We start from the raw sequence: 12062 nt of genomic DNA, 5'->3' as shown, positions 1-12062 counted from the left end.
ACACCATTGGCAGGTGTTTTCTATGCCGGTAATATGCGGCCGCGACAGTCCACACCACTATGAGTTTTTCCGTGTTTAAACCTGAGTTACTGTCCCCCGCAGGGACCCTAAAAAATATGCGCTACGCTTTTGCCTATGGTGCCGATGCCGTTTATGCCGGTCAGCCCCGTTACAGTCTGCGCGTGCGCAATAATGAATTCAAAAATATTGAAACCCTGCGCCAAGGTATAGAAGAGGCGCACCGGCAGGGAAAGCAGTTTTACATCGCCTCCAATATCGCCGCCCACAACGATAAAGTGCGCAGCTACCTGCGGGATCTGGAAGAAATTGTTGAAATGGGCCCTGACGCCCTGATTATGTCCGACCCGGGCCTGATTATGATGGTCAGGGAACGCTGGCCGGAACTGCCTGTTCACCTGTCCGTGCAAGCTAATGCCGTCAACTACGCAACCGTCAAGTTCTGGCACCGCCAGGGATTATCTCGGGTGATACTGTCGCGGGAGCTGTCCCTGGATGAAATTGAAGAAATTCGCCAGAAAGTCCCCGAGATGGAACTGGAGGTCTTTGTCCACGGAGCACTCTGTATCGCCTACTCTGGACGCTGCTTACTATCTGGTTATATGACCCATAGAGATGCCAATCAGGGAGCCTGCACTAACTCCTGCCGCTGGCAGTACCAAGCCCACGAAGCCAAAGAGAATGAAGTGGGTGAATTGATCCATGTGCAAACTCAGGAGCCCACCGTTGCCAGCGATAATACATCCCAGGCCTTTTTGCTACAGGAGGAGGGTCGCCCGGGTGAGTACATGCCGGCCTACGAAGATGAGCACGGCACCTATATCATGAACTCCAAAGATTTGCGGGCCGTACAACATGTCAAACGCCTGACTGAGATGGGCGTTCACTCCTTAAAAATCGAGGGCCGCACCAAGTCTCACTACTATGTAGCTCGCACAGCCCAGATCTATCGTCGCGCCATAGACGATGCCGCAGCAGGCAGAGATTTTGATATGAAGATGATGGATGAACTGGAAACCCTCTCAAACAGGGGCTACACAGAAGGTTTTTACCGTCGTCATCCACCGGCAGAATACCAGCAATACGAAAAGGGATTGGTTTCAACACCGGGCCAGCAATTTGTGGGTGAGCTTATCGACGGCAATCCTCAGTATTTGACCATTGATGTTAAAAATCGCTTTGAACGCGGTGATCAATTGGAGTTGATGACTCCAAGCGGCAGCTTGTTTTTCCCCCTGGAACAGATGCAAAACACAGAAGGCAAAGCTGTCGACGTAGCACCGGGCTCTGGGCACATTGTGCAGATACCCCGACCAGAGGGCGTTGATGACGATCAACTGCAACAGGCGCTATTAGTCAAAGCCCTGGGGTAATCAGCGGCCTGCATTGAGCCTATCAAGCCCTTTTTTTTGCAAATGCAATCGGCAACAGGGGTATTGGTTTAGAAGCCTGCCGGCTTAACCAATACCCCCTTATCTATACAATTTAACCGGTGAGGCGCTACCCTAAAATTATCGACCAATCGCTTGGTTCCACCGCTAACTAGCTTTCTTACAAACTTCAAACCGTCCTGTATTCCCCCACCATTCATCGCAAGCAACTGGCTCTTGCGCCTATTTTGCTGCATTTTCAGCCTCTCCTAAACAGCATATACAACCTTTGGTATTTGATCACAAAAATAAAAATATGTTCGACGGTACTAGTTACAAAATCAAAACCCACTGCCCTAAAAATGCCAATCGGGATACACCTCATTTTGATATTTTTAATTTCCCCCCACTAACAAACACCTATACCAAAGTTTCACCATAAGAAAATCGTGTAGCTTTTGTCTCATCAAGGAAATGCCTCAATATGGATATTATTAAAACCAGGAAACGCCCCCTGATTAAGCATCCCTTAATACTAGGCGGTGCTGCTCTTGCTATTGTGGCATTCACCAGCGCCCTCCTCCTGCCCCCTAGCAGCGCCTATAAAGTTGAGCGGGAACAGCTGCTGCTGGGCACCGTCCAACGGGGAGATCTACAGGTGGTAGTGGATGGCTACGGTATGCTGCGCTCAGACAAGCAGACTCTGATTACCGCCCTAACCGCTGCAAATGTTGAAAAAATCCTCTTGCGTCCCGGGGCGGAAGTGCGAAGTGACAGCGTCATTATGCAGCTGAGTAATCCAGAGTTAATGCGAGAACTGGATGCAGCTGAGACGTCCCTGGAGCAAGAGGAGGCCAATCTGCGCCGGCTTATTCTCAACAACCAGCGGGATGTTCTCGCTGAGGAGGCCATACTCGCCGAACTGAACTCCAACTACCAAGTTATCAAACTGCGTCGCGAAGCCGAAGACGAACTGGTAAAAAGTGGCGTGGTTTCCCAGCTCACTTACCAGACCACCGTTCTACGCCAAGAGCAGATGAAAAAGCGCGTGGATCTGCAAAAACAGCGCATCAACCACCTGCACAAGGTCGCGGTAGAATCAGAGTTAATCCAGCGCGAGCAAATCAATCAAGCTCAAACCCAGCTGCAAAGCATCCGACAGCGGGCCGATCGCCTGACTGTACGCGCCGGCCTGGACGGCATACTACAGCGGCTACCGGTAGAGCTGGGGCAAGGTGTCGATCCCGGACAGGAGCTGGCGCTGATCGGCAGCGAGACAGATCTACTCGCCCTAGTTCAAGTGCCACAATCCAAAGCCGAGCAACTGGAAGTCGGCCAACCCGCTGAAATTGACACCCGCCGGGAGCAAGTCGCAGGCGTGGTCACCCGTATTACCCCCGAAGTGCGAGATGGCAATATCGAAGTGGAAATTGCTTTCAGCACTGGCGCCCCGGAGTCTGCAAGGCCACAGCTCAATATCGATGCCCGCATCTTCACCGCCACCATGAAGGACACACTGTTCGTAGAACGGCCCATCAACGTGCAAAGACACAGCGAGACCACCCTCTTCCTGATCAATGAAAATGGGGAGGAAGCGGCACTCCAACCGATCAGCTTCGGCGAGGAATCCGGCCGATATATTCAAATTACCCAGGGCGTCAGTGAAGCGGACCGCATTGTCCTCTCCGATATGGCCACATTTAATGAAGCCGAGCATATCCAGATTATCGACTAAAGCCTGAAAGCGAGAACAGGGAGTTCGCTATGTCCAAGCCAATTCTTCATATGGCCGGGATCACTAAGGTGTTCAGCACCGCAGAAATGGAAACTTACGCTCTGCGGGGCGTTGACCTGAGTATTTACCAGGGCGAATTCGTTTCTATTTGCGGCCCCTCGGGTTGCGGTAAATCCACACTTCTCTCCATTCTCGGCCTGCTAGACCTCCCCACCAGCGGCAGCTATCAGATTGAGGGCATTGAAGTCGCTCAATTGTCGCTGAGTGAGGCAGCGACTATTCGCAACGAAAAAGTAGGCTTTATCTTCCAGTCCTTTAATCTGATTGATGAGCTCTCTGTCTACGACAATATCGCCCTGCCCCTGCGATACCGCCGCAATCCAATTCCCAGTCCTGAAGCCGACAAAAAAGTAAAACACTGCCTGGAAAAGGTAGGAATGAGTCACAGGGCCTCTCACAAACCTAACCAGTTATCCGGTGGCCAACAGCAGCGAATTGCCATAGCTCGGGCGCTAGTTGGCAATCCATCCCTACTGCTGGTGGACGAGCCCACCGGCAACCTGGATTCTCACAATGGCGATGCAGTAATGGATATGTTGCAACAGCTCAACGGTGAAGGGACCACCCTGTGCATGGTGACCCATGACCCCCGCTATGCAGATATGGCCAGCCGCCAATTGCACCTACTGGATGGCAAAATCTCAACATCGCAGCCGCTAAAAGCGCCATATGAGATGGCCCCATGATCACCGCAAAGGACCTATCCATTGCCCTTCAGTCCCTCAACCGGGCACGGAGCTACGCCACCACAACTATTCTGACCCTGGGTATTACCCTCGGCGCCCTGGTTACTCTATTTAACCTCAACTACCAGCTGCTGGCTGCGCCCCTACCCTACCCGGATGAAGACCGGCTATATGTTGTGAATGGTAACCTCTACCAGAACAAGCAGCTGCGACTGGAAAATAACAGCCAATACCCGGCTCTGGTAGAAACTTATAAAAACGACAGTTTCTTCGAGTCCAGCGCTCTGGTTTACTTCTGGGAAGATGTGATCCGCAACCTGGCGGGATCACCACGGGTTAATGTTTCCTATGTCTCTCCAGAATATCTCCAGCTGGCTGGAGCACCCCTGGCCTTGGGCAGACAATTCAATACCGATGAAGGGCTCGACAGCCGGGTTCCCGTGGCACTGATCAGCTATCAAACCTGGGAACAGATATTCCAGCGCAACCCCAATGTCTTAGAGCAAAGCCTACAATTTGGCGAAGTGGAGTTTCGCATTGTCGGCGTCACCGCCAAGAACTTTATCGAACCCCAAATCTATAAACAGGGCCGACACACCGCTGTCTGGCTTCCCTGGGATTTTAACGATACTCAGGCCGAGCGTAGAAATAATTGGAGAGGCTTCCTGCCTTTCCGCATGCTTATAGGCAAGCTGAAGCCCGGCATTGACCCCGCCAGTGCCGGGCGCGAGTTGAGTAGCTTAATGGATAGCCAGTATCAAGCTGCCCTAGCGGGCAGATCCTCTTCGGTCGAAAGATCCGTTGAATACCGGCTCACCCCTTTCGCCAGCAAAATTCTTGGCGACAGTACTACGCGAACCCTAATGGTAATGGGCGGCACACTAGTGCTCCTGCTGATCGCCTGCGTAAATGTCACCAACCTGATCCTATCTCGCGCAGCCAAACAACAGCGCAATATGGCGATACAGGTCGCACTGGGCGCACACAAGAAACATATCTTTTTAGCGCTGCTGTGTGAGATCGGCCTACTAATGCTGGGGGCTGCATTAGTTTCCATACTGTTGGCTCTGATATCGACAGAAGTATTAAAAGTGATAGCGACGGAACAAATTCCCCGAATTCAAGAGCTCACCTTGAACTGGCAGACGCTGATTTTTGCACTGCTGTGTGCCTTACTACTCGCCGTATTCCTATCAACCATCGTCAGCCACCAGATTAATTACCGTGCACTGAACCAAATGTTGCAGAGTAGCGGCAAGGGCGCTGGTGTACAAATTTCACCACTGATCCGCAAAGCCCTTATCAGCAGCCAAGTAACGATGACCAGCCTGCTTATCGTCGCCAGCTTACAAATATTTCTGCAAGCCAACCGTCTGATTAACCAACCGTTTGGTTTTCCTCTGGACAATGTTCAGGTGATGACTCTGAATATTGGCAATCTGAGGAGCGCCCCTACTGCCGAGCAGGAGAGTTATCTGAAGGCCATCAGGCAGAGATTGCTGGAGCACCCCAAGGTACAAAATGCCAGTTTAAGCTTAAACACCCCTATCTCTATCAGTCGACCTCTCTGGACCACGTCCCTCAGCCACGACGCCAGCCGACAAAACCCGGTGATGGCCAAGACCACTGTGGTCGATGAAAACTATCTTGCCATTCTGCGTATGCCACTGGTGGCCGGCCGCCATATCAGTGCGGCTGAATTTTCCGATAATAATCGCATGATGCTCGTCAACGAAACCCTGGCCCAGCAGCTAGAGCCCAATGGCGAAGTATTAGACAAACGCTACTACTGGCGCGGTAATATGCCCTACCAAGTGGTCGGCGTAGTGCGCAACGCAAGCCTGCCCGGCAAGCAGGAGCCCGCCCGCCTATTTGTACGCGGCATTAATGTGAGCTATCCCCTATTACTGCTCAGGCACAAACCTTATCAGCCACTCAGCACTATAGAATTGAACCGGGAGTTCGCCCAGGTAAACAGGCAGTACAAAGTATCCGAGCTATTCACCCTGGAGCAGGCGCGGGACTTACTTCTCAGTAACGACCGGGTTTCAGTTTGGGTAACCAGCGCCCTCACGCTACTCGCACTCAGTCTTGCTGCCATCGGCATCTTTGGGGTACTCAGTTACAGCGTGCAACTGCGACGCACTGAGCTTGGCGTGCGCATGGCAATCGGTGCCCGCCCGGTGACGATTTTCTATCACACTTTAATCGATAGTCTGGCACCCGTTGTTATCGGTATCGCCATAGCTACTTTGATAGTAGTTCCCCTTACATTATGGCTAGAGCAAAGCGCATTCAGTATTGAAACCAGTCTCTTGGGCTGGCTACTGCCACCGCTGCTTATTATTGGCCTAACCGCTTCGGTCACCCTGCTGTCTGTATGGAAAATTATTAACAAGCCTGCAATTTACGCCCTGCGCGGCACAGGGTAGGCACACTCCACCTGACAACCACTACTTGAGGTTCAACACACATCGTGCGATCTTTACTGTAAATACAACAAGAAGAAATGGAAGAGCCAATGCGGCCTGAGCAGTGGTTAACAAAGGGAGATATTTTTGAATATCAAGGCCACCAACTTTTTTATGTCGACAGCGACCCAAACTGTCGACAAAAACCGACTTTATTTTTGATTCACGGTTTTCCAACAAGTAGTTATGACTGGCAAAAGATATGGCCCCTGCTAACAGAACACTTTCGCTGTATCGCCATGGACATGCTGGGCTTTGGCTATTCCGACAAGCCTAAACATCACAGCTACAGTATCCATGGGCAAGCTGATTTACACGAAGCTCTCCTGCGACATCTCAATATCAACAGAGTACACCTTTTAGCCCACGACTATGGCGATACCGTTGCTCAAGAATTAATCGCCAGAGGTAATACCAGTAGCGCGACAGGGTATCTCTCCGTATGCCTACTAAATGGTGGCTTATTTCCAGAAACTCACCAAGCACGCCTCATACAAAAGCTCCTGCTCTCTCCCATTGGTTTTTTGATCAATAAATTCATAAGCTATCGACAATTCTGCCGCAACTTTATTGCCATTTTCGGGCCAGAGACACAGCCCTCCAAGAGAGATCTGCGAGACCTATGGCAGGTACTCCAGTACAAAGATGGCAACCAACTGCTTTACAAGCTGATTACCTATATGCGAGATAGGCGCCAGCACCGTCGGCGCTGGATAGAAGCCCTAAAGCAATATCCCGGTCCCTTACAGCTAATCAATGGTTCATTAGACCCAGTTTCAGGAAAGCATATGGTAGATCGATTTCGCCAGCTGGTAGACAGGCCGGCAAATATTGTTGAATTGGAAAAAATTGGGCACTATCCGCAATGGGAGGCGCCGGGCTGTGTGGTGAGTGCATACCTGAAATTCAGTAAGGTACAACAGAATAATCCCCTCCCTCTTGCTTCCATTTCGCTATAGCGATTATATCACTCAAGGCAACTAACAAACCTATCAAGGACAGCATCCCGAACTGAACATGAAATATATCCCGATTACACATCTAGTTTTTCTTCTTAGCTTTTCCGCTCACCAGTCTCTCGCCACTGATACAATCAGGGCTCGCCAATCCCACAGCAATATAGATTCACAGGAAAACCGCCAATTGGCAGAGCTGTTCAGCCAAGACCAAAGCGCGCGCAATATACCCCATAGTGAAATCGACTGGAGCTCTCTTGATCAGCAAGACAAGGATCGACGCGAAGAGGCCTTAAAAATGCTAGCGAACGGCCGAATTAGGTCTGCAAAGGATTACTATCATTCAGCACTTATCTTCCAGCATGGCAACAACTCTGAAGATATAAGGCTCGCTCATGCTCTTGCCACTATTGCAGCAATCCTCGCCAAAGATAAAAGTGAAGCTAACTGGCTTAAAGCCGCCAGCTGGGATCGACTAATGATGAACCTCGATCAGCCACAGTGGTACGGCACTCAGTTTGTTAAAGACAAATCGGGAAACTGGAATCTGTATAAGGTTGACCCCGATATAGTTTCTGATCAACAGCGAATAGACTGGTCAGTTCGCACACTGGCAGAATCGAAAGCCATGGAGAAATCTCTCAACAAAGCCCCGGAAGGTAAGAATTAAGAGCCGCCTAAAGACTATTATTAGATATAAAGATTACATATTCAGCATAGATCAAATAACAGGGGCTCCGCCTACCGACACTCAGCCCCTTCTTATTTAAAGCCCGCCAAAATCTCAACCCAAACAACGAGGAAATATTTCATATTTATTAGCCCTTCCCCCCTCTTAATTACCCTCACACCTCTACAGCGGCCCCATAAAAAATAGACGCGCAATATATCTTCACCATGAAATGATTGACGATTAAACAGGCAAATTTACAAGCTATGCTGCCCTTTCCCCCTTAATAGTACAGGTGTACATTATGAATAAGGTAAGCGATCTCACAGACTCAGATAAGATACAGGCCGTTTTAACTGCATTCAAAACTTATCGGACGGCAGTTAATAACGATGCATTAAGCCAGGTGTCTGATGATGCCAAATTACCCGATGCTCAGGTTTTCTACCACAACAGCAGCGGTGGAATTATTATCATCCTTCCTGAAAGGCATGACAGCACTGAGGACCCCGTACAGGGCGGTGCCGCGTCTGTGGCAAAATATGTGATGGAAATACCCAGAGTAAAAATCGCAGTGGAGGAACCCATCAACTATTACGGCACCCTGCTTTCAAATGTGGGCTGGGCAAAAGATGTAAGCACAAAACCACAAAGTACTAAACTTTTTGATTTTGAAGCCTCTGCACAGGGTTCTATTTCTCACCAGATCTACACAAGGCAGGTTTATGGCATGGTATTGGGTACTTCACGCTATGCCGCAGAAAAAATGCCTAGAGATCCAAATCGCTATAACAATCCGGAAATTAATACGACGATGGTGAGAAATCTAGACCAAAATACTGGAGCCGGAGATATCTCCGTCTTCCCGGTAGGACCAGATCACCTATCTGTAGCCTATGACCGAGATACACTAGGTGTGCATCTTCAAGCGGCAAACTGGAAGCTTCTTTCCAATGAATAAAACAGTGGAGGTCGTTTAACGATAAATTGTATGATTCACAGAGTAGCCACCAAACTCTAAGCAGCTGCCTACCATACAATTATCTTGACCATTACGCCCCGCCCCAAGATGGGCTGGGCGTATAATAGCAATATATCGTCATCCTGATCCGCAGTCCCTTTAAAACCAATCAGTAACCCTCCATATAAAACCACTAGAGGGATGGTTAACAATGCGCCTCCAAAAACAGAGAAGATTACTTAGGCTCCTAGAGACAACAGCTCAATAACATGTAGAATATTATAAAAAATGACACTCAAGGAAGCCATATGATCTATTCAACCACGGAAACTGTACCTGGCGGAGAAATATCAGAAGTATTGGATATTGTTACTGGAAATATAGTGCAGTCCAAGCATATCGGCCGTGATGTAATGGCAGGAATCAAAAGTATTGTCGGTGGAGAGATCCGTGGCTACACAGAAATTCTGACCGAAGCAAGAAATAAAGCCTTTCAACGGCTGGGGGAGAGCGCTCAGCAAAAAGGAGCAGACGCTGTGGTGGGCATTCGCTTTACCACCAGTGCAATTATGGAAGGATCTTCTGAAATACTGGTTTTTGGTACCGCTGTAAAGTTAAAAAAGTAAGCTTTAAATTCCCCCCCCCCTTTAGCTGGCTCGACTCTATTGGCCTTATTGAATCTAGCAATTACCATCGACTTTACGACTTCTAAAGCTCCACCGCAAACTGCCCCAACTTTCTCCGTACCGCCGGAATTGAGTTGGCGGCAGCTATCAGCGCCCTGAATTCAAACCTCGCCTTAAGGGATTGCCCTGTGATTATTTTTCGGCCACTCTCAGTTACCTCAATAACCTTTTTATCTTCTCGATAGCGCAATTCAGAATATCCAGGGAGTCGCCCCTCTACAATTCGCTGTGCCAGCTCAGCGGCATCGGCAATTCCCAGGTTCATACCGCGCCCGCCAACCGGCGAGTGGCAATGGGCCGCATCTCCAGCTAGATATACCCTGCCCTTCGAGTAAGTCTCCGCCTGGCGCACCGAAATCTTAAAGGTTCCCTTCCGGCGTACTCTCTTAATATCCAGCGCCATAGGAAATGCACTAATGGCATTATCACAGCTGGCCACCAGGCGGTGGCGTCCCTCACCCAAGGGCACCGCAACAGCAATCACTCCAGAATCCATTTTGACCAGCGTGAATTTTCTTTTAGGGGGCCAATCCCCAGTATCTACATCCGCTATAGACCAGACTTCGTCTAAATCAAATCCAGGATAATTAATGCCTGCCGCCTCACGAACAGTACTGCGAATACCATCGGCACCAATAATAAGATCGAAACGGTTCTCCTCTCCATCATCAAACTGAGCCACTACCCCACTCTCATCCTCTGTGAGGGATTTAAGCTCTTTTTGATACTCAACTTCGCCCCCCATCCCAAACAGCACCTCAGCCATAAGTGCCTCAGTTCTATCCTGGGGTAAGCCAAGAACAGTGGGAAAGTAGCTCCGATCAGAGTGCAGGGGGAATTCGAGCGCCAAATGCGTGTTTAGGTAAATACACGCCCCCTCCACAGCAATACCCTCGGCGATTAGCTTTTCCGAAACACCAGAGTGTGAAAGCAGCTCAAGGCTACGGGAAGTAACCCCCACGGCCCGGCTCAGGGTAGAAGCCCGATCCCGGCGATCCACAATTCTGGGCAATAGGCCTCGTCGAGCTAGCTCAACCGCTGCCGTAAGGCCCGTAGGCCCAGCCCCAACAATCAGCACCTTCACAAGCCACCCCGCCTAACTGCCCTTGCCTTTACAATAGTACAAGTGGAAGTCTCAGGGTGACCAATCAGTCAAAACAATTGATAGAGGCGTAGACAGCAAAACCTCATTCAAGGGTGTAGGAGAGCCCTTTATGCTTCTACAGTCGCTTCCTGATATCACTCAAAATTAGGTGGCCTAAAAGAGTTAACCACTACAATCCTACCCCTCCCGCGACAAAATAATCCGATACCTAGCCTTACCGGACCTCAAGTGCTCAAATGCCGCCTCAATCTGGCTCATGGGGAAAATCTCAACTTCGGGACGAATCTGGTGGTGTGCGACAAACTCTAACATTGTCTCCATAGTACCTGGACTACCGGCAGGTGATGCTGAGATTGAACGCTGGAAAAAAATCAAAGGAAAAAGAGTAAATTGTATCGGATTGGGTACAGTTCCAACAAAGTGAAGGCGCCCCCTGGGCTTTAGGGTCTGAATATATAAATCCCAATCAAGGTTGGCATTTACCGTGGATAAAATAAAATCAAAATTCGTTGTAGCCGCTTCGATATCAAGCGGATCGCGGGAGTTGAGTGTCTTGTGGGCCCCCAGGGATAAGGCCTCTTTGCGCTTTTCTTCACTGGAGGTAAATGCGGTAACTTCACATCCCCAAGCATTGAAAAACTTCAATGCCAGATGACCCAGCCCACCGATGCCGATCACCGCCACTTTGTCAGTGGGTTTTACATCAAATTGAACTAGTGGATTGAATACGGTAATACCGGCACATAAGAGGGGGCCCGCTGATACCGGGTCTACGCCATCGGGGATAACCACCAAGCTACTTACATCCGCTCTAACTTTATCGGCAAAACCACCATTAGTCAGTATGGTAAACTTTGCCTCTTTACAAAGGTTGAAGTCGCCGGTCCGGCAAGTATGGCAAGTCTTACAGTAACCGGAGTTCCACCCCAACCCGACAACCGTTTCTTTTTTAAGGTGAGTGACCTGTTCCCCCACCGCAGTGATTCGGCCGATAATTTCGTGACCGGCAATCATTGGGTATTGCCCATTACCCCATTCATTTTCGATCATGCTCAAGTCACTGTGGCAAATACCACAGTACATGATTTCCAGCTCAACCTCAGTAGCACCGAGCTCGCCCAACTCCAGTTGATAGCTCTTAAAAGGACCACCAGCCTCTAATACAGCATAGGCATTGATAGTTGAAACAATGGACATGGCATGCTCCCAAAAAGAAAATTAAAGCTGGCTTGAAAAGTTTAGACGCCATTTAGCTAGGAGTTAATCGCATCCATATAATTTTGGTTGTCAACTGCTCAAAAACCCTACTACCTAGCACAACAATTTAATGGGTTCACCACTAAT

General features: G+C 49.5%; 10 protein-coding genes. 8 read left to right on the top strand and 2 right to left on the bottom strand.

Translation table 11 applies throughout. The features are described from left to right. Window positions 1-71 precede the first annotated feature (71 nt). The 8 genes from trhP to ACJJIK_RS03245 all read left to right on the top strand — a co-directional run bounded on the left by trhP (window position 72) and on the right by ACJJIK_RS03245 (window position 9553). Window positions 72-1391, top strand: a complete 1320-nt coding sequence (gene trhP, locus ACJJIK_RS03280; protein WP_444944198.1) for a prephenate-dependent tRNA uridine(34) hydroxylase TrhP — start codon at window positions 72-74, stop codon at window positions 1389-1391. 481 nt (window positions 1392-1872) lie between these two features. After that, window positions 1873-3123, top strand: a complete 1251-nt coding sequence (locus tag ACJJIK_RS03275; RefSeq protein ID WP_444944197.1) for an efflux RND transporter periplasmic adaptor subunit — start codon at window positions 1873-1875, stop codon at window positions 3121-3123. A 29-nt stretch (window positions 3124-3152) separates the two neighbouring features. Beyond that, window positions 3153-3869 (top strand): ABC transporter ATP-binding protein, encoded by a 717-nt coding sequence (locus ACJJIK_RS03270; RefSeq protein WP_444944196.1) that lies wholly within the window; start codon window positions 3153-3155, stop codon window positions 3867-3869. Further along, a complete protein-coding gene (locus tag ACJJIK_RS03265) occupies window positions 3866-6301 on the top strand; it encodes an ABC transporter permease (protein ID WP_444944195.1) in 2436 nt (811 codons plus the stop codon). The genes ACJJIK_RS03270 and ACJJIK_RS03265 overlap by 4 nt, the downstream gene beginning before the upstream one ends. 89 nt (window positions 6302-6390) lie before the next feature. Then, on the top strand, window positions 6391-7299 hold the full coding sequence (locus ACJJIK_RS03260) for an alpha/beta fold hydrolase (protein ID WP_444944194.1): 909 nt from the start codon (window positions 6391-6393) through the stop codon (window positions 7297-7299). 184 nt (window positions 7300-7483) lie between these two features. Beyond that, entirely contained in the window at window positions 7484-7966 is a 483-nt protein-coding gene (locus ACJJIK_RS03255) for a hypothetical protein (protein ID WP_444944193.1), read from the top strand. Window positions 7967-8270: 304 nt separating this feature from the next. Further along, a complete protein-coding gene (locus ACJJIK_RS03250; RefSeq protein ID WP_444944192.1) occupies window positions 8271-8927 on the top strand; it encodes a hypothetical protein in 657 nt (218 codons plus the stop codon). A 308-nt stretch (window positions 8928-9235) separates the two neighbouring features. Then, entirely contained in the window at window positions 9236-9553 is a 318-nt protein-coding gene (locus ACJJIK_RS03245; RefSeq protein WP_444944191.1) for a heavy metal-binding domain-containing protein, read from the top strand. A gap of 82 nt (window positions 9554-9635) precedes the next feature. Here ACJJIK_RS03245 and ACJJIK_RS03240 read toward each other — a convergent pair whose 3' ends face one another. After that, window positions 9636-10697, bottom strand: coding sequence for an FAD-dependent oxidoreductase (locus ACJJIK_RS03240; protein ID WP_444944190.1), 1062 nt, complete (start codon window positions 10695-10697; stop codon window positions 9636-9638). A 198-nt stretch (window positions 10698-10895) separates the two neighbouring features. Beyond that, on the bottom strand, window positions 10896-11915 hold the full coding sequence (gene ahr / locus ACJJIK_RS03235; protein ID WP_444944189.1) for an NADPH-dependent aldehyde reductase Ahr: 1020 nt from the start codon (window positions 11913-11915) through the stop codon (window positions 10896-10898). Window positions 11916-12062: the final 147 nt, after the last annotated feature.

This window comes from Microbulbifer regidiadema (SeqCode) (genome assembly GCF_052466995.1).
Note: the sequence above shows the minus strand (reverse complement) of the source record. Positions and strands in the feature narration are given on the sequence as shown.

What these genes read in the sequence shown, in the direction of transcription:
- ACJJIK_RS03275 (WP_444944197.1), top strand. Translation starts at nt 1,873, where the DNA reads ATGGATATTATTAAAACCAGGAAACGCCCCCTGATTAAGCATCCCTTA.
- ACJJIK_RS03270 (WP_444944196.1), top strand. Translation starts at nt 3,153, where the DNA reads ATGTCCAAGCCAATTCTTCATATGGCCGGGATCACTAAGGTGTTCAGC.
- ACJJIK_RS03265 (WP_444944195.1), top strand. Translation starts at nt 3,866, where the DNA reads ATGATCACCGCAAAGGACCTATCCATTGCCCTTCAGTCCCTCAACCGG.
- ACJJIK_RS03245 (WP_444944191.1), top strand. Translation starts at nt 9,236, where the DNA reads ATGATCTATTCAACCACGGAAACTGTACCTGGCGGAGAAATATCAGAA.
- ahr (WP_444944189.1), bottom strand. Translation starts at nt 11,915, where the DNA reads ATGTCCATTGTTTCAACTATCAATGCCTATGCTGTATTAGAGGCTGGT.
- ACJJIK_RS03260 (WP_444944194.1), top strand. Translation starts at nt 6,391, where the DNA reads ATGCGGCCTGAGCAGTGGTTAACAAAGGGAGATATTTTTGAATATCAA.
- ACJJIK_RS03250 (WP_444944192.1), top strand. Translation starts at nt 8,271, where the DNA reads ATGAATAAGGTAAGCGATCTCACAGACTCAGATAAGATACAGGCCGTT.